This window comes from Burkholderia territorii, from assembly GCF_001718335.1.
In the GTDB taxonomy this organism is placed as follows: Bacteria; Pseudomonadota; Gammaproteobacteria; order Burkholderiales; family Burkholderiaceae; genus Burkholderia; species Burkholderia territorii.
On record NZ_CP013365.1, the window covers coordinates 1,672,884 to 1,698,981 of the forward strand.

26 protein-coding genes are annotated in these 26,098 nt (G+C 67.6%); 12 read left to right on the top strand and 14 right to left on the bottom strand.

Going from position 1 to position 26,098, the window contains the following annotated elements; genetic code table 11:
* Positions 1–185 precede the first annotated feature (185 nt).
* Positions 186–863 carry a dihydrodipicolinate reductase C-terminal domain-containing protein gene (locus WS51_RS07345; protein WP_059769273.1) on the top strand — a complete coding sequence of 226 codons (678 nt, stop codon included), beginning with the start codon at positions 186–188 and terminating at the stop codon, positions 861–863.
* 78 nt (positions 864–941) lie between these two features.
* Here WS51_RS07345 and WS51_RS07350 read toward each other — a convergent pair whose 3' ends face one another.
* A complete protein-coding gene (locus WS51_RS07350; RefSeq protein ID WP_069228870.1) occupies positions 942–1,751 on the bottom strand; it encodes an SDR family oxidoreductase in 810 nt (269 codons plus the stop codon).
* A complete protein-coding gene (locus WS51_RS07355; protein ID WP_069229156.1) occupies positions 1,748–2,581 on the bottom strand; it encodes a molybdenum cofactor biosynthesis F family protein in 834 nt (277 codons plus the stop codon). The genes WS51_RS07350 and WS51_RS07355 overlap by 4 nt, the downstream gene beginning before the upstream one ends.
* A gap of 170 nt (positions 2,582–2,751) precedes the next feature.
* Between WS51_RS07355 and WS51_RS07360 the strand changes: the two genes are divergently transcribed.
* The 3 genes from WS51_RS07360 (at position 2,752) to WS51_RS07370 (ending at position 5,353) form a co-directional block, all read left to right on the top strand.
* Complete coding sequence (locus tag WS51_RS07360) at positions 2,752–3,546, top strand: AraC family transcriptional regulator (RefSeq protein WP_069228871.1); 795 nt, start codon at positions 2,752–2,754, stop codon at positions 3,544–3,546.
* Between the two features lie 203 nt (positions 3,547–3,749).
* Positions 3,750–4,673, top strand: coding sequence for a DMT family transporter (locus tag WS51_RS07365; protein WP_069229157.1), 924 nt, complete (start codon positions 3,750–3,752; stop codon positions 4,671–4,673).
* A gap of 131 nt (positions 4,674–4,804) precedes the next feature.
* A complete protein-coding gene (locus WS51_RS07370) occupies positions 4,805–5,353 on the top strand; it encodes a hypothetical protein (RefSeq protein ID WP_059506731.1) in 549 nt (182 codons plus the stop codon).
* 90 nt (positions 5,354–5,443) lie between these two features.
* Here the strand turns inward: WS51_RS07370 and WS51_RS07375 are convergent, their stop codons facing one another.
* Positions 5,444–5,578, bottom strand: a complete 135-nt coding sequence (locus tag WS51_RS07375) for an entericidin A/B family lipoprotein (RefSeq protein ID WP_059449563.1) — start codon at positions 5,576–5,578, stop codon at positions 5,444–5,446.
* A gap of 232 nt (positions 5,579–5,810) precedes the next feature.
* Between WS51_RS07375 and WS51_RS07380 the strand changes: the two genes are divergently transcribed.
* Entirely contained in the window at positions 5,811–7,106 is a 1,296-nt protein-coding gene (locus WS51_RS07380; RefSeq protein ID WP_059449562.1) for an aspartate carbamoyltransferase, read from the top strand.
* A 104-nt stretch (positions 7,107–7,210) separates the two neighbouring features.
* Here the strand turns inward: WS51_RS07380 and WS51_RS07385 are convergent, their stop codons facing one another.
* Both WS51_RS07385 and WS51_RS07390 read right to left on the bottom strand, forming a co-directional pair.
* Positions 7,211–7,630 carry a type II toxin-antitoxin system VapC family toxin gene (locus WS51_RS07385; RefSeq protein WP_069228872.1) on the bottom strand — a complete coding sequence of 140 codons (420 nt, stop codon included), beginning with the start codon at positions 7,628–7,630 and terminating at the stop codon, positions 7,211–7,213.
* The gene (locus tag WS51_RS07390) at positions 7,627–7,866 is read right to left on the bottom strand and encodes a FitA-like ribbon-helix-helix domain-containing protein (RefSeq protein WP_059506772.1); all 240 of its coding nucleotides are present in this window, start codon (positions 7,864–7,866) and stop codon (positions 7,627–7,629) included. The genes WS51_RS07385 and WS51_RS07390 overlap by 4 nt, the downstream gene beginning before the upstream one ends.
* Positions 7,867–8,187: 321 nt before the next feature.
* On the opposite strand from WS51_RS07390, the gene WS51_RS07395 reads away from it, so the two are divergent.
* The 5 genes from WS51_RS07395 to WS51_RS32465 all read left to right on the top strand — a co-directional run bounded on the left by WS51_RS07395 (position 8,188) and on the right by WS51_RS32465 (position 13,155).
* Complete coding sequence (locus WS51_RS07395) at positions 8,188–10,431, top strand: TonB-dependent receptor (protein ID WP_069228873.1); 2,244 nt, start codon at positions 8,188–8,190, stop codon at positions 10,429–10,431.
* 3 nt (positions 10,432–10,434) lie between these two features.
* Positions 10,435–11,190: a tetratricopeptide repeat protein gene (locus WS51_RS07400; protein WP_069228874.1), complete on the top strand. Its 756-nt coding sequence runs from the start codon at positions 10,435–10,437 to the stop codon at positions 11,188–11,190.
* Entirely contained in the window at positions 11,187–11,870 is a 684-nt protein-coding gene (locus tag WS51_RS07405; RefSeq protein ID WP_059544061.1) for a Fe2+-dependent dioxygenase, read from the top strand. The genes WS51_RS07400 and WS51_RS07405 overlap by 4 nt, the downstream gene beginning before the upstream one ends.
* 356 nt (positions 11,871–12,226) lie before the next feature.
* Positions 12,227–12,811 carry a nucleotidyltransferase family protein gene (locus tag WS51_RS07410; protein ID WP_059506727.1) on the top strand — a complete coding sequence of 195 codons (585 nt, stop codon included), beginning with the start codon at positions 12,227–12,229 and terminating at the stop codon, positions 12,809–12,811.
* A 200-nt stretch (positions 12,812–13,011) separates the two neighbouring features.
* The gene (locus tag WS51_RS32465) at positions 13,012–13,155 is read left to right on the top strand and encodes a hypothetical protein (RefSeq protein ID WP_006752960.1); all 144 of its coding nucleotides are present in this window, start codon (positions 13,012–13,014) and stop codon (positions 13,153–13,155) included.
* A gap of 114 nt (positions 13,156–13,269) precedes the next feature.
* On the opposite strand, the gene WS51_RS07415 is transcribed toward WS51_RS32465, so the two are convergent.
* The 8 genes from WS51_RS07415 to panE form a co-directional block, all read right to left on the bottom strand.
* The gene (locus WS51_RS07415; protein WP_059544063.1) at positions 13,270–14,028 is read right to left on the bottom strand and encodes an SDR family oxidoreductase; all 759 of its coding nucleotides are present in this window, start codon (positions 14,026–14,028) and stop codon (positions 13,270–13,272) included.
* The gene (locus tag WS51_RS07420; RefSeq protein WP_069228875.1) at positions 14,025–15,572 is read right to left on the bottom strand and encodes an FGGY-family carbohydrate kinase; all 1,548 of its coding nucleotides are present in this window, start codon (positions 15,570–15,572) and stop codon (positions 14,025–14,027) included. Before WS51_RS07420 ends, WS51_RS07415 begins: the two co-directional genes overlap by 4 nt.
* Positions 15,573–15,605: 33 nt before the next feature.
* A complete protein-coding gene (locus tag WS51_RS07425; protein WP_059846514.1) occupies positions 15,606–16,694 on the bottom strand; it encodes an alcohol dehydrogenase catalytic domain-containing protein in 1,089 nt (362 codons plus the stop codon).
* A 46-nt stretch (positions 16,695–16,740) separates the two neighbouring features.
* Positions 16,741–17,754 (bottom strand): ABC transporter permease, encoded by a 1,014-nt coding sequence (locus tag WS51_RS07430; protein WP_059506721.1) that lies wholly within the window; start codon positions 17,752–17,754, stop codon positions 16,741–16,743.
* Complete coding sequence (locus WS51_RS07435) at positions 17,741–19,306, bottom strand: sugar ABC transporter ATP-binding protein (protein WP_418219691.1); 1,566 nt, start codon at positions 19,304–19,306, stop codon at positions 17,741–17,743. The genes WS51_RS07430 and WS51_RS07435 overlap by 14 nt, the downstream gene beginning before the upstream one ends.
* Before the next feature lie 17 nt (positions 19,307–19,323).
* Positions 19,324–20,265 (bottom strand): substrate-binding domain-containing protein, encoded by a 942-nt coding sequence (locus WS51_RS07440; RefSeq protein WP_069228876.1) that lies wholly within the window; start codon positions 20,263–20,265, stop codon positions 19,324–19,326.
* Positions 20,266–20,382: 117 nt separating this feature from the next.
* Positions 20,383–21,342: an AraC family transcriptional regulator gene (locus WS51_RS07445; protein ID WP_059506718.1), complete on the bottom strand. Its 960-nt coding sequence runs from the start codon at positions 21,340–21,342 to the stop codon at positions 20,383–20,385.
* A 294-nt stretch (positions 21,343–21,636) separates the two neighbouring features.
* Complete coding sequence (panE, locus tag WS51_RS07450) at positions 21,637–22,575, bottom strand: 2-dehydropantoate 2-reductase (protein ID WP_069228877.1); 939 nt, start codon at positions 22,573–22,575, stop codon at positions 21,637–21,639.
* 257 nt (positions 22,576–22,832) lie between these two features.
* On the opposite strand from panE, the gene WS51_RS07455 reads away from it, so the two are divergent.
* On the top strand, positions 22,833–24,386 hold the full coding sequence (locus tag WS51_RS07455; RefSeq protein ID WP_059449549.1) for a methyl-accepting chemotaxis protein: 1,554 nt from the start codon (positions 22,833–22,835) through the stop codon (positions 24,384–24,386).
* 142 nt (positions 24,387–24,528) lie between these two features.
* Here WS51_RS07455 and WS51_RS07460 read toward each other — a convergent pair whose 3' ends face one another.
* A complete protein-coding gene (locus WS51_RS07460; protein WP_059506770.1) occupies positions 24,529–25,206 on the bottom strand; it encodes a LuxR C-terminal-related transcriptional regulator in 678 nt (225 codons plus the stop codon).
* A 385-nt stretch (positions 25,207–25,591) separates the two neighbouring features.
* Here WS51_RS07460 and WS51_RS07465 point away from each other — a divergent pair, with 385 nt between their 5' ends.
* Positions 25,592–26,083: a hypothetical protein gene (locus tag WS51_RS07465; RefSeq protein WP_059449548.1), complete on the top strand. Its 492-nt coding sequence runs from the start codon at positions 25,592–25,594 to the stop codon at positions 26,081–26,083.
* The last annotated feature ends 15 nt before the right edge of the window (positions 26,084–26,098 follow it).

The window sequence follows — 26,098 nt, forward strand, 5'->3', positions numbered from 1 at the left end:
TCGACGAAGTTGCGCGGTTGATCCGCCGCGTCCGGTCATGCGCTTCACGCCACGCATGACCGGGCGTGGCCGGGCATAATGCGCGATCACGGTGCGCCGCGCCGTGCGCCGTGATCGCGCCGGGCGCTTGAACGGCCCACGCACGTTCCGTATCGAAACCCGAACCTCAACCCGTCTTCTACCCCATGCAAGTACTCGTCGTTGGCACCGGCAAGCTGGCAACCGAACTGCTCGGCTCGCACCGACTCGACCCGGCAACCTGTCGCGTGATGGCCTGGTCGGACCCGGCACGGGGCGACGAACGTTCGATCGTCGTTCACGCCGGATCGGGCCGCGAACTGCCTGCCGCGATCGAATTCTGCCGTGCAACGGGTTCGCCGCTCGTCGAGCTGTCCACCGGCTCCGACCTCGAAACCGGCGCGCACGACTTCCCCGTCGTGCTCTGTCCGAACACGAACATCCTGATGCTCAAGTTCATGAGCATGCTGGAAACCAGCGGCCATCTGTTTCGCGACTGCCACATCAGCGTGACGGAATCGCACCAGGCCACCAAGACATCCGTGCCCGGCACCGCGGTCGGTATCGGTCGCTCGCTCGGCGTTCCGGCACACGACATCCATTCAGTACGCGACCCGGCCGAGCAACGCGACGCGTTGCAGATTCCCGACGATCAGCTCGGCCGCCATGCGTTCCACCGGATCCGCATCGAGGACGGCGCATGCAGCCTGCAATTCGAATCCCGCGTGTACGGCGCGTCGCCCTACGCGGACGGCGTGTCGCGGATCGTCGAGGCCGTCCGGCAGCACGCACTCGAACCGCGCCGGTACTCGATCGTCGAGTTCATTCATAACGGCTGGCTGTAGGCGCGACCGCGTGCGTGTCGCGCTGCCGTTCAGCCGACACGCTCGGCGCTCCGGTCGCATGATCGCGCCCGCGCCCGCTTACCGGTCACCCAGCACGGCCCCGCTTTCCGGCAACGTCGCGCCGCCGTCGACGACGATCGTCTGCCCGGTGATATACGCCGCATCGGCCGATGCGAGAAACAGCATCGCGCTGGCGATGTCCTCCGGCTCGCCCATCCGCGCGAGCGGAATGTCGCGCGCGATCTGCGCGGCGACCGATGCATCGCCGAGATTGCCGGCGGCCGGCGTGCGGATCATCCCCGGCTCGACGCCGTTGACCGTCACGTTGCGGCGCGCGAGCTCGAGCGCTGCTGCGCGAATGAAGCCGTTCACGCCTGCCTTCGACGCCGCGTAGTGCGCGAGCCCCGGATAGACGACGCGCGGCCCGGTCACCGACGACGTGACGAGCAACCGCCCGGCGCCTGCACGCTCGAATGCCGGCAGCGCGGCCTGGGCGAGCCAGAACAGCGCCGACAGGTTGACCGACAGCGTGCGCTCGAGCACCGGCGCATCGATCTGCTCGAACGGAGTCAGCGGGAAGTACGCGGCGTTGTGAACGACGACGTCGAGCCGGCCGCCGTCGCGCTCGACCGCCGCGACGAGCGCGACGAGCGCGTCGCGGCTCGCGGCGTCGACGCGATATGCGCGCGCATCGCCGCCCGCGCGGAGGAGCGCGTCCGCCTGCGCGGCAGCGGCATCGACGTTGAGATCGGCGAGCGCGACGCATGCACCGGATTGCGCGAAACGGCGCGCGATTGCCGCGCCGATTCCCTGCGCGGCACCGGTGACGAGCACGACGTGCCCGCCGAAATCCGCACGCAGGCGGCCGCTGCCCGGCACGGCGTTCATCGCTGCGCCTCGCCGGCGAGCGGATGCACGGTTTCGTTCAGCACCTGCGCATGCGCGCCGACCGGGAAGTTCGACAGCGTGCCGAAATCACCGCCCTGGTATCCGAAGATCTTGCCGTCCGTCTTGCGTTGCGCGAGGTCGATCAGCACGACCCCGAGCGTCGGCACCACCTTCTCGCGCCATACGAACAGGTACAACTGCTCGGCGAGCTTGAAGTAATGGCAGCGGTCCACGTCGGCCAGCCCGCCTTCGACGCCCTGCAGACACTGCCATGCATAGAAGTTCTCGTTCAGGTAGATGTGCTCGTAGCATTCGGTCGGGCTGTAGCGGTACATCGTGCGCTTGCCGATCAGTTCGCGCGTGGGCCCGTGCAGCGGGCCCGGCCGTGCATGACCGCCGAGGGTGCCGTGCCGGAACGTCGCATCGACACCCGTCAGCGGCAGCCCGCGTGCGACGCGCGTGAACGCGTCGACGCGCGTCTCGGTTTCCGTCGGCAGCGTGCCGATCACCGAGGTCCACACGCCCTGCCCGACGTCGATCACGAGACTGACCGACGTCGCGCGTGCTGCCGGGTCGATGTAGTCGACGAAGTACAGGTCGTCGCGCAGCCGCGTGACACGGCAACGCGCACGGCCGCCCTCGCCGGTCGCGGCGTCGCGCCATTGCAGCGCGCCGGCCTCGAACGTATAGACGCGCCATGCGCCCGATGCGTCGTCGAGGGCCAGCGAGCGCCCGACGAGCGCGTCCACGGGCGCGAGTACGTTCGCGTCCGGCGCGAAGCCGTCCGCGAGCGCGCCAACCTGAATGAATACCGGATCCTGTCGTTCCACCTGCCGTCTCCCGCGCAGCTTCAGGCCCGGCGGGCCATGTACGCTGCTCATGTGCACATGGTGCGGGCTGCGCGCGCCGCGCGGTATCGGCCAAAAGGATGAAGGGCGCGCGGCGCCGGAACGCGCTAAAGTGCACGTGATCCGCGCCGCTGCCGGCCCGAGGAGCGCCCATGCACCGTGTCACCCATTACCGACGCACCGATGAAGGCATCGAGGCAATCAGTCTCGAGTCCGACCGCGTGTTTCCGCGGCACGCGCACGACGAATTCGGGATCGGCGTGATCGTCAGCGGCGCGCACCGGTCCTGGAGCGGGCGCGGACAGGTCGACGCGCTGGCCGGCGACGCGATCATGGTCAACCCGGGCGAGATGCACGACGGCATGCCGATCGAAACGGGTGCGGGCCGGCGCTGGCGGATGCTGTACCTCGCGCCCGCACTGGTCGCGGGCGTCGCGGCGGACGAAGGCCTCGGCGGTGTCGAGCTCGCGCATCCGGCCGTGCGTGACGCGCGGCTCGCAGCCGCGTTCGGCCGGCTGCATGCGCGGATCGTCGCTAGCGACACGCTGCCGCTCGCCCGCGACGAGGCGCTCGTGACACTGGTCGCCGGGCTGCTTGCGCGGCACTCGAATCGCGCGTTGCCGCCCGCGGGCGTCGCACCGGCGATCCGTGTGGCCCGTGAGCGGCTCGATGCCGCACCGGCCGCCCCCGTGTCGCTGGCGGAACTCGCCGGCCTGAGCGGCGTGAGCCGCTTCCAGTTATTGCGCGGATTCGCGCGCGAACTCGGCATCACACCGCATGCGTACCTGATGCAGTCGCGCACGCGGCTCGCGCGTGCACTGCTCGCGAATGGCCGGCCGATCGCGGATGCCGCGGCCGAAGCCGGTTTTGCCGACCAGAGCCACCTGACGCGCGCGTTCGCGCGCCACTTCGGGATCACGCCCGGACGATTCACGCAGGCCGGCTGACGAGCGCCACCATCGCGGCGTGGCACCCGCGGCACGACGATGTCCGATCGTCACCGTTCGGCGGCGACGTCTTCCGATGACGCGCGCTAACGATCGGCCCGCGCCATCCAGCACATTGCCGTTCCGGCTCACGCGTGTTGCTCGCCGACGCCGCTGCAATTTCGTTCAAGACGCCCGCGCCGCCGCACGCGACGATGCGGCACATGAAGACACGACTGATCGGCTATCTCTATCTCGCCGCTGCAATGGCAGGCGTCGGCAGCACCGTCGTCGCGAGCCGCCTCGCGGCCGGCGGCCTGCCGCCGTTCGCGGCCACCGCGCTGCGCTTTCTGATCGCAACGCCGCTGCTGCTCGCGCTGATGCGTGCGCAGCGAATGCGATGGCCGCGGCTCTCCATTCGCGACGCCGTGCTGCTGGTCGTGCAGGCTGCGGCGGGCGGGGTCGGCTACACGGTGCTGCTGATCAGCGGCACGAAGCTGTCGTCGCCCGTCGATGCAGGCGTGATGCTCGGCACGCTGCCTGCGATGTCGACGCTGATCGCGGCGGTCGTGCTGCGCGAACGGCAGACCCCGCGCGACTGGTGCGCGGCCGCGCTGGCGACCGCCGGCGTGCTGTTCGTCACGTTCGCGCCCGGCCAGGCCATGCCGTCGCTCCAGACGCTCGCCGGCGACACGCTGGTGCTGGCCGCCGTCGCCTGCGAGGCCGTGTTCATCTTGCTCAACCGGCGGCTGTCGGCGCCGTTGCCGCCGCTCGCGCTGTCGACGGCGATGTCGGGCCTCGGCTTCGTGCTCGCGCTGGTGCCGGCCGCGTTCGAATGGCATGCGCTGGCGACCGGCTGGAACATCGGCGCGGTGTCGGCGATCGCGTACTACGCGTTGGTGCCGACCGTGCTCGGCTATCTGTGCTGGTACGCGGGTTCGGCGCGCACGAGCGGCACCGAAGCCGCGCTGTTCACGGCGGTCGCGCCGGTCTCGGCCGTGCTGTTCGCGGTCGCGCTGTTCGGCGAGACGCTCGGCGGCGCGCGACTGCTCGGCATCGCACTCGTCGTCGCGGGAATGCTGGTAGGCGCGACACGACGACGCGAGCCGCCGGCACGTATCACGTCAGCCGGTTATCTCGATGGCTAATCCGTTCGTCGATCGGCGACGACTGTAGGAATGTGTCCGCACGCGGCAAAATCGTTGCGTACCGTCGCGCAAGATGCAATATTCGCGTGGCCGGGCCATTTGACAACCATCGAACAATAATTCGCATCGCCATGAACAAGAAGGAAGCCAGAACAAGAATCGCGGCGCTGCTGTCCGCGGGCACGAGGAAAGCCGACGTGCTGGCCGAGCTGGCCGGACAGGGCCTCAAGGATCGCGTGCTCGCGCGCCTGATCGCGTCGCGCCCCGACCCCGAACTGTGCAGGAAGAACAAGGTGCATACGCGGGTGCTGATCGCGCTTGGCATCGCGCAGTTGTTGATCAGCCTCGCGCTCGCCTATCTGCTCCGGGCCGAGGGACTCGGCGCCGGCGCCGCGATGCTGTTCCTCGGCCTGACGGTACCGTTGTCGCTGCTGTTCATCTGGGGCTTCGCGACGCATCGCGTGGGCGCGTATCACGCGTTCATCGTTCTGTCGCTGCTGCAACTGCCGAAGACGATCGCCGATCTCGGTCGCGATCCGTCGGCCGCGCTGCCGACCCTCGCGGTCACGATCATCCTGGTCGGTTACGTGTGGTTCGTGCGCAACCGGCTGTTCCCGGACTTCGGCTGGTTCACGCCGCGCAAGATCGACGGCCGTTACGCGTTCGTGGAAAGCGCCTGACGCCGCCGCATCGCGCACCATAAAAAAAGGCGCCGGGCCGTCCCGCGATCGTGGGACGCCGGCGCCTTCCGCATTCCGGAACCCGGTGGCTTACTTGGCCTTCTCGGCCGTATCGCTAATTGCCTGGCCACCCTTCGAAATGTCCTGCCCCATGCCTGCAACGGTATTGCAACCGGCGAGCGCGGCGGTCACCACCAGCAGCACTGCAGCAATCGTACGCGTCATTCTCATTCTCCTTCGAGTCAACATGCCCGACCGGGCGAATCGTATGCGGCGTGGCGCCCTGCGGCGTGCAGGACACGGGGCCTGACCTGATTATACGGAGGCAGCGGCCGCGCGCCAGTATCGGCCGCCCCGGCTGGCGCCGGCCACAGGCGCCGTCGCGCAGATTTCCCTTGACTTCGGCCACGCGCGAACTAATATACGCATCGCGTATATTTTCCATCAGGTGCCGCCGATGACCGTTCCCCAGCAAGCCTTCCTGCGCGACGCGATGCGCCGCCTCAACATGACCCGCGAAGCGTTCGCGAACCGCATCGGCGTAAGCCGTCGTGCACTGGATACGTGGCTGTTGCCCGACGACTCGCAGGAATCGCGCGGCATGCCCGAGATCGTCGAGCGCTTCGTGTCCGAAATTGTCGACCGCCCGGCACCGGAAGGCACGGACTATACGCAAAGCGTAGAAAAGCAGGGGCTCGCGAAGCAATTCCTGTTCGAAGGCAAGCCGCAACTGATTTCCGTGGACCAGTTCTCGCGGGATTCGGTCGAGGCACTGTTCCGCGTCGCCGACGTGATGCAGCCGATCGCGCGCCGCCACAAGATCTCGCGCGTACTTGAAGGTGCCGTGCTCGGCAACCTGTTCTTCGAGGCCAGCACGCGCACGCGCGTGTCGTTCGGTGCGGCCTTCTGCCGGCTCGGCGGCTCGGTATGCGACACCACCGGCTTCACGTTCTCGTCGATGGCCAAGGGCGAATCGATCTACGACACCAGCCGCGTGATGGCCGGCTACGTCGACGCGCTCGTGATCCGCCACCCGGAGAAAGGCTCGGTCGCCGAGTTCGCGCGCGCGACCAACCTGCCGGTGATCAACGGCGGCGACGGCCCGGGCGAGCACCCGAGCCAGGCACTCCTCGATCTCTATACGATCCAGCGCGAGTTCTCGCGGCTCGGCAAGATCGTCGACGGCGCGCATATCGCGCTCGTCGGCGACCTGAAATACGGCCGCACCGTGCACTCGCTCGTCAAGCTGCTCGCGTTGTACCGCGGGCTGAAGTTCACGCTCGTGTCGCCGCCGACGCTCGAAATGCCCGCGTACATCATCGACCAGATCGCGACGAACGGCCACGTGATCGAGCAGACGAACGATCTCGCGGCCGGGCTGCGCGGCGCGGACGTCGTCTATGCAACGCGGATCCAGAAGGAGCGCTTCACCGACGAGTCGTTCGAAGGCTACACGCCGGATTTCCAGATCAACCAGGCGCTCGTCGACTCCGTCTGCAAGCCCGACACGCTGATCATGCACCCGCTGCCGCGCGACAGCCGGCCCGGCGCGAACGACCTGTCGGTCGACCTGAACCGCGATCCGCGGCTCGCGATCTTCCGGCAGACCGACAACGGCATTCCGGTGCGGATGGCAATCTTCGCGGTGTTGCTCGGCGTCGAAAACCTGGTTCAGCATTCGATGCGCGACGCGACGTGGCGCCCGCCGGCGTACCTCGGCCCGGAGGACGCGGTGTTTCACGGGATCGATTGACGCGCATCCGGCGTCGCACTCAGTCGCGACATGCGCAACGCGCCGCCTTGCACGGCGCGTTTTTCATTGTCGATGCGGATGATTCGGGAGCGGGCGGCCCCGCGTCAGCCGGCCCACGGATCGATCACGCGCAGGCCTGCCGCTTCGAACGGCGCGACGTCGCGCGTGGCGACGATCAAGCCGTTCGCCGCGGCCGTCGCGGCGATAAAACCATCGGCCGGTACCAGCGCGAGGCCTGCCGCACGAGCCTTCGCGCGAAGGCTCGCATACGCCTTGCTGGCGGCATCGTCGAACGGCAGGATCCGGCCGCGAAACAGCGGCAGGACGCGCTGCTCGATGCTTTGGTCCAGCCAGTCCCGCCTGCGCCCTGCCGGCAACGCTGCCACGCCGAATCGCATTTCCGCGAGACTGATCGCGGAAAGAAACAACGTCTCGACGATCTGCGCGTCGAGCCATTCGATCACCGCCCCGCTCGGCTCGCGCCGCAACGGCTCGGAAATGACGTTGGTATCGACCAGGATCATTCGAAGCTCATCGGATCGGTGCGCGATCTGTCGCGCTGAATCTCGAAATCGATACCGCCGGCCTCCCGCCCGATCTCGGCCAACAACGTTCCGAGCCTCGGCCGCCCGTCTGGCCGGACGGCCTGCTCCAGAATGTCGCGCACCTCGGCTTCGGTGCTGCGGCCATGTTGCGCCGCACGGATTCGAAGCGCGCGATGCACCTCGTCGGACAAATTTCGAACTGTGATCACGGCCATGATGCGCCTCACCGAGATTGCTTTCAATGCAGTCATCTTAGCACTCCGCTGTCACTTTCGACGAATGAGATTCCGCCAATGTAATCGGCCCGCCACGCCCTTCATACTCGGCCATTCGGCCATCCCGCCCCGCCCGACGAGCCCTCTAACCCTCTGCAACATTCGTCAACATTCCCATCACAAACGCAAACAAGAACGCTTCTCATTCACTAAAAAATTACATAGAATGCCGGCTGAAAACAAATCGTAATAATTCCCGGCGGCATGCACATTCCCGTAGCGCGTCGTTCCCGGGACCACACCGCGAGGTCGAAGCGCACCATGAAGTCCCGTCCTGAAGAGCTGAAACTCGGCAAATTCACCACCCTCTGCAGCATGCTCGCCGCGAGCCCTGCGTTCGCCGACGGCACACCGCCGGCCGCGCCGGTCGACACCGAAAGCCATCTCGCGCCGATCGAGGTCCAGGGCAAGGCCGAGCACAGCTACAAGGCCGACTTTTCCGCATCGGCGAAATTCACCGCGCCCCTCGTCGACACGCCGAAGTCCGTGACCGTGATCCCGCAGGAGCTGATCCAGAACAGCGGCGCGGCTACGCTGACCGAAGCGCTGCGCACCGTGCCCGGCATCACGTTCGGCGCGGGCGAAGGCGGCAACCCGCTCGGCGATCGTCCGTTCATCCGCGGCTACGACACGCAAGGCAGCATGTTCGTCGACGGAATGCGCGACACCGGCGCGACCACTCGCGAGATCTTCAACACCGAGCGCGTCGAGATCACCAAGGGCTCCGATGGCGCATATGGCGGCCGCGGCGGCGCGGGCGGCAGCATCAACCTGATCACGAAAACGCCGCATCTCGGCACGACGGCCGCAGCGAGCGCCGGCCTCGGCACGGACCGCTATCGCCGCTTCACCGCCGACGGCAACTGGCAGTTCGCCGATCACGCCGCATTCCGCCTGAACCTGATGAGCCACAACAACGACGTCGCCGGCCGCGACGCCGTCAACAACGAGCGCTGGGGCGTCGCGCCGTCGATCGCGTTCGGTCTCGGCACGCCGACGCGCGTGACCGCGAGCTACTACCACTTGTCCACCGACGACATGCCCGATGGCGGCATTCCGTACTTCTACACGACGTCGAACAAGCCCGCGAACGTCGACACGATCTATCCGGCACCCGTCGATCGCCACAACTTCTACGGCCTGGTCGACCGCGACTTCCGCAAGACCACATCCGACATCAGCACGATCAGGATCGAGCACGACATCACGCCGAACCTGACGGTGCGCAACACCACGCGCTACACGGAATCGACCCAGGACTACATCTGGACGCAGCCCGACGACAGCCAGGGCAACGTGGTCAACGGCAAGGTCTGGCGTCGCAACAACAACCGCAACAGCTCGATCAACAGCCTCGCGAACCTGACCGAACTGTTCGGCGAATTCCGCACCGGCCCGTTCAAGCACAGCTTCACGACCGGCATCGAGCTGTCGCGCGAATGGGGCAAGCGCGATTCGTACACCGTCGCCACCGACAAGGGCACGATCTGCCAGCAAGGCATCGGCGCGCCGTCCGGCTACAACTGCACGAGCCTGTGGTCGCCGAACCCGAACGATCCGTGGGCCGGCTCCATCACGCGCAACAACGACTATGCGCATGCGCGCACCACGACCAAGTCGATCTACGGTTTCGACACGATCGAGCTCACGCCGCGCTGGCAAGTGAACGCCGGCGTGCGCGTCGACGACTACTCGACCCGCTTCACCGACACCCGGGCGAACGGCGGCAAGACCTATACGCGCGACGACACGCTCGTGAACTGGCAGGCAGGCCTCGTGTTCAAGCCCGCGCAAAACGGCAGCATCTACGCGTCGTATGCGACGTCGTCGACGCCGGCCGGCATGCTGCTCGGCGAAGGCAGCGAAACGCAGTCGCTCACGCCGGGCCGTGGCGGCGTCGGCTCGAACGCCGATCAGCTGTCGCCCGAGAAAAACCGCAGCATCGAGCTCGGCACGAAGTGGAACGTGCTCGACGACAAGCTGTCGCTCACCGCCGCGCTGTTCCAGATCGACACGACGAATGCGCGCGTGACGCTGCCGAACAATCAGTACGCGATGGTCGGCAACAAGCGCGTTCAGGGTCTCGAGCTCGGTGTCGCCGGGCAGATCACGAAGCAGTGGCAGGTATTCGGCGGCTATACGTACATGAAGAGCGAACTGCGCGACAACGGCAAGGATGCCGCGAACAACGGTCACCGGTTCCCCAATACGCCGAAGCACAGCCTGACGATGTGGTCGAACTACGACGTGACGCCGAAATTCACCGTCGGCGGCGGCGCGTTCTACATGTCGGAAGTATTCGGCGATCCCGCGAACCTGCGCGCGGTGCCGTCGTACTGGCGCTTCGATGCGATGGCGCAATACCGGATCAACAAGAAGCTCGACTTGCAGCTGAACGTGAACAACCTGTTCAACCGCACGTACTTCGATCAGGCGTACCCGGCGCACTACGCGTCGATCGCGCCGGGCCGCTCGGCGTTCGTTACGCTGAACGCGCGCTACTGATCGATGGAGACCGTCTCGCTGAAGGCGCTCGCGTCGGTGTCGCCGCGCGCATTCGCCGACATCCTCGCCGGGCCGCCCGAGCGCGCTGCCGCGTGGGTCGCGGCAGCCGCCGACAACGGTATCGTCGATGCGCAGGCCGTCTACGGCCAGTACCTGCTGGACGGGCACGGCGTCGCGCGCGATCCGGCCGCCGCATTCGGCTGGTTCCGGCATGCGGCGCGAGCCGGCCACCCGATGGCGATGAACATGCTCGGCCGGTGCTACGAGCTCGGCTGGGGCACGGCCGCGTGCGCGCCGGTGGCGGTCTACTGGTACCGGCTCGCCGCGCAGGCCGGGCTCGACTGGGGCATGTACAACTATGCGACGGCGCTCACGCTCGGCAACGGCATCGACGAGGATCGCGCCGCCGCGCTCGACTGGTTTCGCCGCGCCGCCGCGCTCGGCCATGCGAAATCGATCAACCTGATCGGCGGCTTCTACGAGGACGGCTGGGTCGTGGCCGTCGATGTCGATGCCGCCTTCGACCACTATCGTCGCGCCGCCGAGGCAGGCGATTTTCGCGGCCAGTTCAACTACGCGCGGCTGCTCGCCGATCGCGGGCGCGTCGACGAAGCCCTCGTCTGGCTCGCGCGCGTGCCGGCCACCGCCACTCCCGCATTCGTCGCGAAGATGCGCGCGTATCTCGCATCGTCGCCGCTCGATGCGTTACGCACGGCGGCCATGCAGTTTCCGCCTCACGGTATGGAATCCGAATCATGATGCTTCATATCCCGGGCGTGCTGACCCACGCACAGGTCGCACAATGCCGCGAGATGCTCGATGCCGCCGACTGGATCGACGGCAACGCGACGTCCGGCGCGCAGTCCGCACTCGCAAAACGCAACCGGCAGTTGCCGGAAGGTTCGCCGGTCGCACGCGCGGTCGGCGATGCGATCCAGGACGCGCTGGCGCGGCATCCGCTGTTCTTCTCGGCGGCGCTGCCGCTGAAGGTGTTTCCGCCGTTGTTCAACCGCTACGGAGGCGGCGAGACGTTCGGCACGCACGTCGACAACGCGATCCGGCTGCTGCGCGGCACGGATTTTCGCGTGCGCAGCGACCTGTCGGCGACGTTGTTTCTCGAGGAACCTCACGCGTACGACGGCGGCGAGCTCTGCGTGGAAGACACCTACGGCATGCATCGCGCGAAGCTGCCGGCGGGCGATCTCGTGCTGTATCCGGCGTCGAGCCTGCATCATGTGACGCCGGTCACGCGTGGCGAGCGCGTCGCGTCGTTCTTCTGGATTCAGAGCATGGTGCGCGACGATGGCGATCGCACGCTGCTGTTTCAGCTCGATACGCAGATTCAGGCGCTGTCGGCGGAAAAAGGCGCGCAGGATCCGATGGTCATTTCGCTGACGGGGATTTATCACAACCTGTTGAGGAAGTGGGCGGACGCGTAGTCGCGACGATCACGCGCGATGTGCATGTGCTTGGGCCATCGCCCCCTCCCCGCGTGCCGGCATTCGTCTAACGAAATCGCTGATGACCGGCCACGCGCCGTCCATCGCATGCACCGGTGCCGGTTTCATCGATTACCCGTCGGAATGGTTGGCATGGGTCGTCCGGCGACCGCCATTGGGCCGTGATGCAGGTTGAATCGCCGCGACATGACGCCCCGTCGAGGAAACCTTCCCCGACGAACGCCCCCGCCGACATTCTTTCCGACGACGACGCCCCCGCATCGGTAACATCCGCACTTGCCGATCCCCGTTCGCTCCCGCACAATCGGGCCACCTGCCTCCCTCCCCCCGCGCCGATGTCCTATGCGTCACTCGCCACCGGCGTCCTGCTCGCCGGCGGTCTCGGTCAACGCTTCGACCCAAGCGGTCTGCACAGCAAGCTGCTCGCGCTGCTTCCCGACGGCACGCCGGTTGCGGTCGCGGCCGCGCGTCGCCTTGCCGCGGCCACGGCCGACGTGATCGCCGTCGTGCGTCCCGGCGCGGAAAAACTCGCGATTCTGCTGAACGAAGCCGGTTGCCAGGTCGTCTATGCGCCCGATGCGACGCGCGGGATGGGCGCGAGCCTTGCGGCCGGCGTCCGCGCGACGCCCGAAGCAACCGGCTGGCTGGTCGCGCTCGGCGACATGCCCTGGATCGCGGCATCCACATACGAAGCCGTCACGCGCGCGCTCGACGCCGACGACGCATCGATCGTCGCCCCCGTCCATCGCGGCGTACGCGGTCATCCGGTCGGCTTCGCCGCGCACCATTACGACGCGCTGGCCGCGCTCGACGGCGATACGGGCGCCCGTGCGTTGTTCGCAAGCGCGCCGGTCAACCTGCTCGCCGTCGACGATCCCGGCATCCTGCGCGACGTCGACACGCCCGCGGATCTACGCTGACATCGACACGCGCAAGCCGCATCGCGCATCGTGAATGCGCGGCTTCGCGCGGCCCGGCACGATACCTGCGAAGGCACGCATGTCGGCGGCAATCCGCATGCGGCCACGAGAATCGCGCTGCAAACACGCGCCCGATTGCCTATAACGGAGACGAGGCGCGCCCGCCGCGCCACCGCCACCACGCATTGCGCGAGTTCCTCATGGACCACACGACCCCGATGCCCGAGCCCCCGGCCGACCCGAACCGCGATCCGGAAGACGATCCACTGTCGCCACCGCCGCCGGGGCATCCTCACGACAACCCGCAGCAGCCCGACGGACCGCCGAGCAAGGACCCGGTCTAGCCGGCCACCGCCCGCGCCTTCGGACCTGCTTCCGCATTCGGCCCGGCAGCGACAGCCGCGTGCCGTGCCGGCGCCGGTGCCGGCGCCGCTGCGAGCCCCCGCCGCGAGCACCCGCTATCGCGCTGTATACCCGCCATCGATCGGCAGCGATATGCCGCTGATCATCGACGCCGCATCGCTGAGCAGGAACAGGATCGGCTCGACCACCTCGTCCGGCTCCGCGAAACGCCCGAGCGGAATCGCCGCGAGCATCGGTGCACGCTTCTCCGGCTCGCTCCACGCGAACTGCGCCATGGGCGTGAGCGTCACGGTCGGGTTCACGCTGTTCACGCGAATCCCGTGTGCGCCGAGTTCGATGCAGAGCACGCGCGTCATCGCATCGAGCGCCGCCTTCGACGCGCAATAGCTCAGATGCGCGGGCAGGCCGACGAGCGCGGCCTGGCTCGACACGTTGACGATGCTGCCCCGCGCGCGTGTCGCGTCTCGCCCCGCGCGTTCGATCATCTTCCGCGCGACGGCCCGGGCGACCAGCGCCGCGCCGCGCGCATTGACGGCCATCACGCGATCGAAGTGCGCCGCGCTGACCTCGAGCGCCGGTTCGAGCGACGCGACTCCCGCGCAGTTGACGAGCCCGTCGAACGCGTCGTGCGCGGCGAGCGCTGCGTCGATCGCGTGTTCGTCGCCGCCGACATCGATGCGCAACGTTTCGCATGCGATCTCGCCGGCCAGCGATTCGAGCGCGGCCGCATCGCGCCCGGCCGCGACGACCCGCGCGCCAGCATGGGCCAGCGCAACCGCGCACGCGCGCCCGATCCCGCTCGACGCGCCGGTGACGAGCACCCGCGCACTGCTGAAATCGAATCGTGTCTTCATGATGACGCGCGCAGTTCGTGCATGATCGGCTTGAGCGCCGGATACAACGCCGTATAAAGCGCAAAGCGCGCCGCATACGCATTCGCGCGCGCGGCATCGGGCCGCGCGCGTTCGACGAGCGTGACCCAGCCGCCCTGCGCGTCGCCGTGCGACACCAGCCCCGCGCCGACGCCCGCGAGCAGCGCGGCGCCCATCGCCGCCTCGACGTCCTGCTCGATCGTCCATACCGGAAAACCCGTCACGTCCGCGATGATCTGCATCCACAGCGCCGAATGCGCGGCACCGCCAACGACGATCAACCGGTCGTCCAGTGCCACCGCGCCCTGCCGGCCGGCCTCGATGTTGTGCCGCAGCGCGAACGCGACGCCTTCGAGCACCGCGCGATACAGATGCGCGCGCGTGTGCGCGAGGCTCAGCCCGACGAATGCGCCGCTCGCCTTCGCGTCCCACACCGGGCTGCGTTCGCCCATCAGGTACGGCAGGAACAGCACGCCGTCCGCGCCGGGCGGCACGCCTTCGGCCGCTTCCTCGAGCAGCACGTGCGGATCGCCGTGCGGCAGCAATCGCGCCGCATCGATCTCCGCGTGACAGAACTGATCGCGGAACCATGCGACCGATGCACCGGCGGTGATCGCGCCGCCGAACACGTACAGGTCGCGCTGACCATTGAACACATGGGGCATGCTGACGAGCCCGTGCCGCGCATCGACGTGCTGGTTTACGTAGCCCCAGCACATGCTGGTGCCGATCATCGCGACATGCTGGCCGGTGCGCGTCGCGCCGGCCGCGAAGGTCGCGACGGCCGCATCCACGCCGCCCGCGACGATCGGCGTGCCGCCCGGCAGGCCGAGCCGTTCCGTCCATTGCGACAGCAGCCCGCCGACGACGTCAGTGGATTCGACGAGCCGCTCGGGCATCATCGTCGCCGGGATACCGAGCATGTCGAGGGCATCGTCGGACCACTCGCGGCGTGCGACGTCGTACACGCCGCCGATGTTGCCGGCCGAACTGTGGTCGACCGCGACTTCGCCGGTCAGCAGATAGATCACGTATGCGTTCGGCGGCAGGAAATATCGCACGTTCGCCCATACGTCCGGGCGCTGCTCGCGCAGCCACAGCATCTTGGTGAACCCGTAGTAGCTGTCGACGCCATTGCCCGTGATCACGCGCAGCCGCTCGACGTTCACGTTCTCGTTCACCCAGTCGACCGCCGCGGTCGCGCGCCGGTCCATCCAGATCAGGCACGGGTGCAACGGCCGCATGTCGCTGTCGACCGGAATGCCGGAGCCGCCGTACAGCCCGCTCACGCACACGGCGCGGATCGCATCGGCCGGCACGCCGTGCGTGCGCGCATCGCTCACGCAGCCCGCGATGCACTCGAGTACCGCATCGAACCACACCTGCGGCCACTGCTCGGCCCACAGCGGGCGCGGCGTGTCGGGCTGGTAGCCGGCCGAGCGCCGCGCGACGACCGTGCCCTGCCGATCGACGAGCAGCGCCTTGGTGCTCTGCGTGCCGATGTCGACGCCTATCACGTATTCCATGATGTCTCCGGTGAGAGATCGCACGAGCGCAGGTCAACGCGCCGGCTTCAGCAGCACCTTGATCGATTCGGGCGACTTCGCGACGCGGATCGCATCGTCCCAGTCCTCCAGCGCGAAGCCGTGCGTGACGATGCCTTTCGACGTGACGAGCCCGCGCGCGAGCAGGTCGATCGCGATCGGGTAGCAATACGGCCCCAGATGCGCGCCGCGCACGTCGAGCTCCTTGCGATCGCCGATGATCGACCAGTCGGCGGTCGTGTCCTCGCCGAACACGCTGAACTCGACGAAACGGCCGAGCTTGCGGATCAGCTCCAGCCCCTGGTTCACACCGACCGGCGCGCCGGTCGTCTCGATGTACACGTCGCATCCATAGCCGTCGGTCAGCGCGCGAACGATCTCGCGCGCATCGTCGCGCGTCGGATTGATCGTCACGTCCGCGCCGTATTGACGCGCAAGTTCGAGCCGCTCGTCGATCAGGTCGATCACGACGAGCTTCTTCGGCGTCTTCAGGTGCGCGACCTGCGTCATCATCAGGCCGAGCGGGCCCGCGCCCGCGATCACGACGACGTCGTCGAGCTGAATGTCGCCGCGATTCACGGTATGGATCGCGCACGACAGCGGCTCGATGATCGCCGCATCCTCGAGCGACACGCCCAGCGGAATCCGGTGCACGATCGCGGTCGGCGGAATGCGCATGTACTCGGCCATCCCGCCGTCGGCGACCTCGCGCTGGAAGCCGAAGATGTTGTGCACCTCGCACATCCAGTATTGGCCCGACTTGCAGTAGCGGCACTTCCCGCACGGCACGATCTGCTCGGCGATCACGCGGTCGCCCTGCGCGACGCCGAAATGCTCGGCCGCGCCGTCGCCGAGCGCCTCCACGTAGCCGAAGAATTCGTGGCCGGGAATCACCGGCGCCTTGACCCACGGGCTCGGGCCGCCCCAGAACATCTTCGCGCCCGTGTAGCACTTGCAATCGCTCGCGCAGATCCCGCACGCGGCGATGCGGATCACGAGCTCGTTCGCGCCCGCGCGCGGCTTCGCGACCTGCTCGACGCGATAGTCCTCGGGGCCGTGGCAAACCACCGCGGTCATGCGCGGCTGGGCTTCGGGTGTCGTCATGAGTTGTCTCTTCCGTTGATGATTCGGATGGCTGATGAATGAATCGTTACCGCGACCGTTCGCGGCTGATGTAGATCGCGAGCAGGATGATTCCGCCCTTGATCACGTTCTGCACATACGGGTTCACGCCGATCATGTTCAGACCGTTGTTGAGCACGCCGAGCAGCAGCGCACCGACCAGCGTGCCGAGAATCGCGCCGCGCCCGCCGGAGATCGACGTGCCGCCCATCACGACGGCCGCGATCGCATCGAGCTCGAAGCCGACCCCGGCGTTCGGCTGCCCGCTCATCAGGCGCCCGGTCAGCACGATCGCGGCAAGCGCCGACGTGAGCCCGGCCAGCGTGTAGACGATCAGCTTCACGCGTGCGACGCGCACGCCGGTGAGCCGCGTCGCCTGCTCGTTGCCGCCGATCGCATACACGTAGCGGCCGAACGGCATGCGATCGAGCAACAGCCACGCGATCGCATAGACGGCCAGCATGATCAGCACCGGCGCCTGGATGCCGAGCACCTTGCCGCTGCCGAAGAACGCGACCCAGTCGGGCAGCCCGTCGATCGGATAGCCGCCCGTATAGATCAGCGCGAGGCCGCGCGCGATGCCCATCGTCGCGAGCGTGACGATGATCGGCGGCATCCCCGCGAACGCGACGAACACGCCGTTCAGGAAGCCGAACCCGAAGCCCACCGCGATGCCGATCGCGAGCGCTGCGACCGCATTCACGCCGGCGACCATCAAACCCGCCGCGAGCGTGCCGGACAGCGCCATGACCGAGCCGACCGACAGGTCGATCCCGCCGGTCAGGATCACGCACGTCATGCCGACCGCGATGATCGCGTTGATCGACACCTGGCGCAGCACATTCTCCAGGTTCGCGGCGGACAGGAAGCTCGGGCTCGCGATCATCATCGCGATGCACACGACGATCAGCCCGACGAGCGGATAGAACAGCGTCGAACGCCGCAATTGCGTCCACGTCGCGCGCGGCGGCGGCGCATCGCCGTTTCCGGCCGCGGCCGCGAGTGTCGGGGAAGACGGGGAAGAAGAATCAGGCAGGTTCATGGATCGCTCCTCGCGTGCCGGCCGTGGCATGGGTCATGACCGTGTCGGGGTCGATCTCGTCGCCTTCGAGCGTCGCCTCGATGCGGCCCTGCCGGAACACGGCGACGCGGTCGCACATGCCGACGATCTCCGGCAGCTCGGACGAGATCATGATGATGGCGTAGCCGCGCGCGGTGAGTTCGCGCATCAGCCCGTAGATTTCTGCTTTCGCGCCGACGTCGATGCCGCGTGTCGGCTCGTCGAAGATCAGCACCGTCGCGTGGTGATTGAGCCAGCGCGCGATCACGACCTTCTGCTGGTTGCCGCCCGACAGCGTCGCGACCTCGGTGTGAATCGACGGCGCCTTCACGCCGACGCGCCGCATCACGTCGTGCGTCGTGCGCGCTTCGCCACGGCGATCGATCAGCCAGCGCATCGAGCGGTACTTGCCGAGATTGTTCAGCGAGATGTTGTCGCGAATCGAGAACGACGTCACGAGCCCTTCCGTCTTGCGGCTCTCCGGCAGCAGGCCGATGCCCGCGCGCAGCGCGTCGGCCGGATCGGCGAGCTTCGCCGCCGCGCCGCGCACGCGCACTTCCTTGCGGTATGCGCGCATCGCGCCGATCACCGCGAGCGCGGTCTCCGTGCGGCCCGAGCCGACCAGCCCCGCGAAGCCCAGGATCTCGCCCGCATGCAGCGCGAAGCGGTTGACCGGGCCGTCGCGCTCGATCTGCAGCGCGTCGACTTCGAGCACGGCGGGCGCATCGGCGGCGCGCGGCGGCTTCGGCGGGAAACTGCTTTCGAGCCGGCGGCCGACCATCATTCGCACCAGTTGCTCGACGTCCGTGCGCGCGACGTCGGTGGTCGCGACATACTGGCCGTCGCGCAGCACCGTGATGCGATCGCACACCGCGAAGATCTCGTCGAGGTGATGCGAGATGAAGATCATCGCGACACCCTGCCGCTTCAGCTCGCGCATGATCGCGAAAAGGTGCTCGGCCTCGGCCGGCGTGAGGGTGGCGGTCGGCTCGTCGAGGATCAAGATTCGCGCGTCGAGCGACAGTGCCTTGCCGATCTCGACGAACTGCTGTTGCGCGACCGACAGCGTACGCAGCGGCGCGTCGAGATCGATCGTCACGCCGAGCCGCGCGAAGATGCCGGCCGCGACGCGCCGCATCCGCGCGCGATCGCGCACGCCCCAGCGGGTGCGCAGCTCGCGGCCGAGGAACAGGTTGTCGACGGCATCGAGATGCGGAATCAGGCTGAATTCCTGAAACACGATGCCGATACCGGCCGCGACCGCGTCGTGATAACTCGCGAAATGCCGCGCGCTGCCGTCGATCTCGATCGTGCCGGCATCCGGCTGGTGGATCCCGCAGAGGATCTTCATCAGCGTCGACTTGCCGGCCCCGTTCTCGCCGAGCAGCGCATGGATCTCGCCGCGCGCGATCTCGAGGTGAATGTCCGACAACGCCTTCACGCCCGGAAAGCTTTTCGTGATGTGACTGAGCGTCAGTATCGTATCCATCGGCCTCTCCGTGCGAAGGGCGTCGGCCGGGCCGCCGCCCTTCACGTCGCGTCTCGCATCGCTCACCAGCTGAATCCCTTCGCGTTGCCTCGATCGACGACCTTCACGTCGACCGGAATCGCCTTCGGCACCGTCGCGCCCCACTTGCGCGCGATCGCGATGCCGAGCGCGATGCGCACCTGGTCGGCGGGGAACTGCGCGGTCGTCTCGATGAACTTCGAGTTCGGTTTCTGGATCGCGGCGATCGCCTCGGGCGCGCCGTCGACGCTCGTCAGCTTGATGTCCTTGCCCGATCCCTCGATCGCCGCGAGCGCGCCCATCGACCCGCCGTCGTTCACGCTGAAGATGCCCTTCAGGTTCGGATGCGCGGAGATCATGTTCTCCGTCACCGACAACGCGGTCGCGCGCTCCTGCTTGCCGTTCTGCGTGTCGACCAGCTTCACGTTCGGGAATTTCGCGAGGCCGGCCTTGCAGCCACGCACGCGTTCGAGAATCGGCACGACCGGGATGCCGTCGAGGATCGCCACTTCGCCGCTGCCGCCGATCGCCTTCGCCAGGTATTCGCACGACATCACGCCCGCGTCGTAATTCTTCGAGCCGACGAACGAATCGACCGGGCCGTTCGCGTTCGCGTCGACGGCCACGACCACGGCGCCGGCCTTCTTCGCCTGCGTGATCGCCGACTGGATGCCGGTCGAATCGGTCGGATTCACGAGCAGGATGTCGATCTTCTTCTGCAGCATGTCCTCGACGTCGCTCACCTGCTTGCTGACGTCGTGATGCGCGTCCGTCACGACGACCTGCGCGCCGATCGACGCGGCCGCGTCGTTCAACGCCTTCTGCATCGTCACGAAATACGGGTTGCTCAGCTCCTGGAAGGTCATGCCGATCCGCAGCGGCGCCGCGTGCGTGACCATCGGGAACCAGGTTGCGACGGCAGCCGCGGCGACGGCCGCGAGGCGGGCGGCGCGGCGGCGGGATGAAGCGGGCGATGCGTGCGTCATGACGGTGTCTCCGGTTATGTGCGGTTTTTTCGTGGGTGAGCGGGCCCCTCGCGACGCGAACGGCGCGATCGGCCTGGTGAAACGGCAGGAAAAGTCAGGCGGGCGAACGCCCGGCGATCATCCGGGCTGCGGTACGAGCCCGTGCGGCCCGGGTGTGACCACGCGCGGCGGCGTCGGATTGCCGGTGAGCGGCGCGTGCAGCGCGAGCTCGCGGCTGCGTGCATTCAACCGCTGCAGCGCGCGAAACTCGGACGGTGCCATGCCCTTCACCGCGCGGAACTGGCGGTTGAAGTTGGACACGTTGTTGAAGCCGGCCTGGAAGCAGATGTCGGTGATGTTCGCATCGTCGGCGAGCAACATCTGGCAGGCCGATTCGATCCGCAGCCGGTTCACGTACTGGACGAACGGCAAGCCGGTATGACGATGGAACGCGCGCGAGAATGCGCTGACGCTCTGCCCGGTCAGCTGCGCGAGATCGGATTCGCGCAGCTCGGACGCGAGGTTCTTGCCGATGTACGACAGCGCGTGGCTGAGCCGCGTCGGCGTCACGTGCGCCTGGTCGTACGCGGGGCTCGCGAGCAGCGTGCGTTCGGCCGCGCCGCACAGCCGCTCGAGGATCGTCATGAACAGCGCGATGCGGCGCATCCCGCGCGCGCCCAGCAATTCGTCGAACAGCGGCGCGATCGCGGCGCTCGTGTCGTCGTCGAAACCCACGCCGCGCCGCGCGTCGTCGAGCAGCGCCTGCGCGTCGCGGCATTCGGGAAACGCGTCCATGCAGCGGCGCACGAACGACGGATCGAACTGGATCACCAGATTGCGGCGCTCGACGGTTTCGCCCTCGGCCATGTCGCTGACCCAGTTGTGCGGCAGGTTCGGGCCGAGCAGCACGAGATGGCCGGGGCCGAACGAGCCGATGTGGTCGCCGACGAAATACTTGCCGCGTGTCGCGACGATCAGGTGCAGCTCGAATTCGGGATGGAAATGCCAGCGGATCGTGCGATACGGATAGCCGTGCGACCAGACCTTGAACGACTCGTCGCGTCGCACGTCGACCACTTCCAGATCGGGATGCATCATGCTGGCGTCTCCATTCCCATGTCTCGCTGGCCGGGCCGTTCGGCGGTTCGCCTCGTTCGCCGCGGGAGTCGTGCGGCAACGCGACCGGTCGCATGGGAAGCAATGTAGGTCGATCGCGTGCGCGGCTCCACCAACTTTACGCCTGATTTTCGATACTTTTTTGCGTGTTACGCGTGAAAAGGGACACGAAACGCAAAATTGTGCAGTGCGGCACCCGAGCGGCCGGGCGTCGACGGCGGGCAGGTGCGCACTGCGGAACGGCCGCCGGCCGGGCGTCGGCGGCCGCTGCCGCGGCTACGCCGTCGCGCTTTCCCGCGCGACACGCACCTCGTACGTCTTCAGGTGGTTGTATGCGATTCGCAGCAACGACAGTGCATCCGCCGCCTGCGGGTCGCGGCGCGCCAACAGGTCGCCGATCACGTGATCGGCTTCGACCCGTGCGCGGTTTTCCACGTCGCGCAGCATCGACGCGGTCAGCGGCGACGGTGTCAGCACCATCCGCCGCATCCGTTCGACGGCGGCCGGATCGGGCCGGTAACCGTTGTGCGCGGCGATCGCGCTGGTTTCGTCGAGCATCGTCTCGAGCAGGTGCCGGCCATCCGGCGCGGCGAGAATGTCGCCGACCGAACCGCGAAACAGCGACGTGCTCGCCGCGAGCGTGGCGAGGAACACCCACTTGTCCCACATTCGCGCGACGATGTCGTCGCTGAGCGTCGCGTCGAAACCCGCGCCGCCGAACACGTCGGCCACCGCGCGCACACGCGCCGATTCGCCGCCGGCCAGTTCGCCGAACGACAGCCCTGCCGTGTCGTTCAGGTGCACGATCCGCTGCTCGCGATCGAGCGTCGCCGCGATCACGCACAGGCCGCCCAGCACCTGGCCGGCACCGAACCGGTCGCGCAGCACGTCGAGATGGCGCATCCCGTTGAGCATCGGCAGGATCAGCGTCGACGGCCCGACGAACGGTGCGAACGATGCAATCGCCTCGTCGAGGCTGTAAGCCTTGCAGCTCAGCAGCACCAGGTCGAACGGCGCGGCCGCATCGCCCGCGCGCAGCGTCCGTACGTTCGCGAGCGTCAGGTCGCCGCGCGGGCTGCGGATCTGGAGCCCGTCGCGCGCGAGCGCGGCCGCGCGGGCCTCGCGTACCAGGAACGTCACATCGCGCCCCGCCGCCGCGAGCCGGCCGCCGAAGTATCCGCCGACCGCGCCGGCCCCCACCACCAGAATTCGCATCGTTGCCTCCTTTCGGGTTCGTGCGATGCCGCCGCCGCTCGCCCGACCGTCGGGGCACGACGTGCTATCGCCATCGCCCGACAGTATAGCGATGCCGCATATGTATATGCATAGATACCCGCACCGCCCTCGCCGGTATCGCGTCGCCGCCTTTCTAAGGGATTACCCGTCTACGGCAACGTCGGCTTCGCGCCGTCAAAGAGTTATCCCGTCACGCCGTTCCGGCGCGCTTGTTCGACCGACCGACCTCACTACCCATGCGCACCCTTTCCCTGAACCAGAAACTCGCCTCGATGATCGTCATCCTGTGGCTCGGCCTGCTCGTGATCGCCGGCGTCGGCGCGTGGCAGACGCGCGCGTCGATGATCACGGACCGCCGCGACCAGCTTGCGTCGCTGGTCGCGCAGGCGACGAACGTCGCCGACCATTACTACAAGCTGTCGCAACAGAACGTGCTGCCGGAAGCCGACGCGAAGCAGAAGGCGCTCGAGGCGATCGCCGCGATGCGCTACGGCGCCGACGGCTACATTTCGATCAACGATTCGAAGCCGGTGATCGTGATGCATCCGATCAAGACCGAGCTGAACGGCAAGGACGTGTCGAATTTCACCGATCCGAACGGCAAGCACCTGTTCGTCGAAATCGTGAAGGCCGGCAACATGGATGGCGGCAAGGGTTTCGTCGAATATCTGTGGCCGAAGCCTGGCGCCGACAAGCCGCAGGACAAGACCAGTGCGGTGCAGCGCTTCGCACCGTGGGACTGGTATCTCGTGACGGGCATGTACATGAACGACGTGCGTTCGGCCGTGCTCGCGAGCGTCGGCCGCTGGCTCGCGATAACGGCCGTGCTCGGCGCGATCTCGACCGTCGTGATGGTGCTCGTGCTGAAGAGCGTGCGCGCGAACCTCGGCGGCGAGCTCGAAGTGGCGCTCGATGCCGCGCGGCGTATCGCGCAGGGCGACCTGACCGCGCGCGTGGACGTGAAGCACGACGATCGCGGCAGCCTGCTGCATGCGCTGCATACGATGCAGAGCGGGCTGATCGACATGGTGTCGCGCGTGCGCACGGGCACGGAGAACATCAACGTCGGCGCGAGCGAGATCGCATCGGGCAACACCGATCTGTCGCAGCGCACCGAGGAACAGGCGGCCGCGCTCGTGCAGACCGCATCGAGCATGGACCAGATGACCGCGAACGTGAAGCAGAACGCGGACAGCGCCGCCCAGGCCGCGACGCTCGCGGGCCAGGCCGCGCAGGTCGCGACGCGCGGCAGCGCGGTGGTCGACGATGTGGTGCGCACGATGAACGAGATCACCGGCCGCTCGCACAAGATCGGCGACATCATCGGCGTGATCGACGGGATCGCGTTCCAGACCAACATCCTCGCGCTGAACGCGGCCGTCGAAGCGGCGCGCGCGGGCGAACAGGGCCGCGGCTTCGCGGTGGTCGCGGCCGAGGTGCGCTCGCTCGCGCAACGCTCGGCCACGGCCGCGAAGGAGATCAAGTCGCTGATCGTGTCGTCGAACGAAACCGTCGAGCACGGCGCGACGCTCGTCACGCACGCGGGCGAGACGATGGCGGAGATCGTGCAGTCCGTGCGGCGCGTCAACGAGATCCTCGACGAGATCAGCCATGCGTCGCGCGAGCAGAGCGCGGGCATCGAGCAGGTGAATCGCGCGGTGGGCGAGATGGACCAGGTCACGCAGCAGAACGCGGCCCTCGTCGAGCAAGCCGCGGCGGCCGCGCATTCGCTGCGCGACCAGGCCGAAGCACTGCGCGACGCCGTCACGCGTTTCGCGTTGCCGGCCTGACATCGCCTCGTCCGCCGGCATCCGCCCGATGCCGACGGAGCTCGCGCGACGGGCCGGCAATGCGCGGCCGGCCGCTGCGCGGTTCGGGGCTCCTCCGCGCTTCTTCCCCGCCTCTTCTCGCCTCTTCCCGCTTCTTCCGCGCTTACCCCGCCCCGCCGAGCCGCCTCACGGCGTCGATCCCGCCGAATCCCATCCCGGCCGCCCGCTGCACGAGCTCGATGTCGTTGGTCACGCCAAGCTTCTTCATCGCGCTGATCTTCTGCGCGCTGACCGTCTGCTTGCCCTTGTTCAACCGCAGCGCGATCGTCTTGATCGGCAGGCCTGCCAGATAAAGGCGTATGACCTCGATCTCGCGCGTCGACAGTTTCACCGGCGGATGGTCGGGCTCGGCGACCGAGTCGAGCGCACGCCGGACGAGCGGCGACTGATAGCGCCCGCCGCTGTAGCTCGAATGGATCGCGGTGACGATATGACCGACTTCGTCGAACTTGCTGACGAGGCTCGCGCCGCCTTTCGCCAGGATCGAGCGGAAAAGCACCGGACTCTCGTTCCCGACCAGCGCGACGATCCCGACCTTCGGGTGTGCGGCGTGCAGCCAGTCGAACAGTGCGAGGCCGTCCATCTCCGCGTCGCCGCGAATCGGATAGTCGACCAGCACGATGTCGCATTCGACGCGGCCAAGCGCCTCGATCAGGTCGCCCGAGGTTCGGGAGACGCCGACGAGATCGATTGCGCACGCGTCGCCGGCGATGTGCTCCATGCCCGCGAGCGTCAGCGGCGAGTCGTACGCGAAAACAGTGCGAATTCTGAATTTCCCCATGCGCAGTCCCAGATGGTTCGCCGGGCCGCACGATGCGGAATGCGCGCGCGGCCGGATCGGCATTGAATCGATATTCAGGATATTTTTATCCCGCACATCATTCTAGGCAGCAACGCGCGGCCGGGATATGGGGCGGTGTCTGAATTGCACGATGCAGCCGTGATACGAGTTTGATCTCGTCGCCCGTCGTGGCGTTCGCCCGTAGCGAAGGTCGGCCGAATGGCCGACGTTGCCGGTCGCGCCGGCCGCACCGACGGCACGCGGGGTAAAATTGCGCCCTTTGCATGCCACGCCGGGCGAGCGGCCAGCGGCAGCGCGCCATTCCCGGCCGCGCGCCCGCGCGTTCGCCGGTGCATGCCGGCTGCCCGTACTTCCCGCTTTCCCCATGACCGAATCCGATCTGCAATCCGACGACACCACCATCCACGAAGACGGCCTCTGGCGCGACAACGGCTGGACGGCCCGCATCATCAAGAACGAGGACGACGACGGCTGGGCCGTCGAGATGATCAAGGACGGCGAGGCCGAGCCCGCGCTCGTCGGCCCGTGGACGATGGGTCGCGACAAGAAGAATCCGAAGCCGATGGACGCGAACGCGTTCCGCACGCTGGTGAAGACCGCGACCGAGGTGCTCATGCGCCACGAGCAGCAGCGCCGCGCGATGCTGCACAAGGAAGTGACGGTGCAGAACGACGACGGGCAGGATGTGTCGGTCACGCTCGACATCGTGCCGGACGAATTCGAGCCATATGCGCAACTGAAGGCGTTCGACCCGTACGGCGAGCTGCTGGCCGACGCGAAGGTCTCCGCCGGGTTCAAGCTCAACAAGGCCAGTGCCGCACGCTGGGTCGAATCGGGCTTCGAGCGGCCGGCCTGACGGCGCGGGCCGGCG

Bases quoted from the DNA above. Each gene is read 5' to 3' on its own strand.
- WS51_RS07345 (WP_059769273.1), top strand. From the start codon at position 186: ATGCAAGTACTCGTCGTTGGCACCGGCAAGCTGGCAACCGAACTGCTC.
- WS51_RS07350 (WP_069228870.1), bottom strand. From the start codon at position 1,751: ATGAACGCCGTGCCGGGCAGCGGCCGCCTGCGTGCGGATTTCGGCGGG.
- WS51_RS07360 (WP_069228871.1), top strand. From the start codon at position 2,752: ATGCACCGTGTCACCCATTACCGACGCACCGATGAAGGCATCGAGGCA.
- WS51_RS07365 (WP_069229157.1), top strand. From the start codon at position 3,750: ATGAAGACACGACTGATCGGCTATCTCTATCTCGCCGCTGCAATGGCA.
- WS51_RS07370 (WP_059506731.1), top strand. From the start codon at position 4,805: ATGAACAAGAAGGAAGCCAGAACAAGAATCGCGGCGCTGCTGTCCGCG.
- WS51_RS07375 (WP_059449563.1), bottom strand. From the start codon at position 5,578: ATGACGCGTACGATTGCTGCAGTGCTGCTGGTGGTGACCGCCGCGCTC.
- WS51_RS07380 (WP_059449562.1), top strand. From the start codon at position 5,811: ATGACCGTTCCCCAGCAAGCCTTCCTGCGCGACGCGATGCGCCGCCTC.
- WS51_RS07385 (WP_069228872.1), bottom strand. From the start codon at position 7,630: ATGATCCTGGTCGATACCAACGTCATTTCCGAGCCGTTGCGGCGCGAG.
- WS51_RS07390 (WP_059506772.1), bottom strand. From the start codon at position 7,866: ATGGCCGTGATCACAGTTCGAAATTTGTCCGACGAGGTGCATCGCGCG.
- WS51_RS07395 (WP_069228873.1), top strand. From the start codon at position 8,188: ATGAAGTCCCGTCCTGAAGAGCTGAAACTCGGCAAATTCACCACCCTC.
- WS51_RS07400 (WP_069228874.1), top strand. From the start codon at position 10,435: ATGGAGACCGTCTCGCTGAAGGCGCTCGCGTCGGTGTCGCCGCGCGCA.
- WS51_RS07405 (WP_059544061.1), top strand. From the start codon at position 11,187: ATGATGCTTCATATCCCGGGCGTGCTGACCCACGCACAGGTCGCACAA.
- WS51_RS07410 (WP_059506727.1), top strand. From the start codon at position 12,227: ATGTCCTATGCGTCACTCGCCACCGGCGTCCTGCTCGCCGGCGGTCTC.
- WS51_RS32465 (WP_006752960.1), top strand. From the start codon at position 13,012: ATGGACCACACGACCCCGATGCCCGAGCCCCCGGCCGACCCGAACCGC.
- WS51_RS07415 (WP_059544063.1), bottom strand. From the start codon at position 14,028: ATGAAGACACGATTCGATTTCAGCAGTGCGCGGGTGCTCGTCACCGGC.
- WS51_RS07420 (WP_069228875.1), bottom strand. From the start codon at position 15,572: ATGGAATACGTGATAGGCGTCGACATCGGCACGCAGAGCACCAAGGCG.
- WS51_RS07425 (WP_059846514.1), bottom strand. From the start codon at position 16,694: ATGACGACACCCGAAGCCCAGCCGCGCATGACCGCGGTGGTTTGCCAC.
- WS51_RS07430 (WP_059506721.1), bottom strand. From the start codon at position 17,754: ATGAACCTGCCTGATTCTTCTTCCCCGTCTTCCCCGACACTCGCGGCC.
- WS51_RS07440 (WP_069228876.1), bottom strand. From the start codon at position 20,265: ATGACGCACGCATCGCCCGCTTCATCCCGCCGCCGCGCCGCCCGCCTC.
- WS51_RS07445 (WP_059506718.1), bottom strand. From the start codon at position 21,342: ATGATGCATCCCGATCTGGAAGTGGTCGACGTGCGACGCGACGAGTCG.
- panE (WP_069228877.1), bottom strand. From the start codon at position 22,575: ATGCGAATTCTGGTGGTGGGGGCCGGCGCGGTCGGCGGATACTTCGGC.
- WS51_RS07455 (WP_059449549.1), top strand. From the start codon at position 22,833: ATGCGCACCCTTTCCCTGAACCAGAAACTCGCCTCGATGATCGTCATC.
- WS51_RS07460 (WP_059506770.1), bottom strand. From the start codon at position 25,206: ATGGGGAAATTCAGAATTCGCACTGTTTTCGCGTACGACTCGCCGCTG.
- WS51_RS07465 (WP_059449548.1), top strand. From the start codon at position 25,592: ATGACCGAATCCGATCTGCAATCCGACGACACCACCATCCACGAAGAC.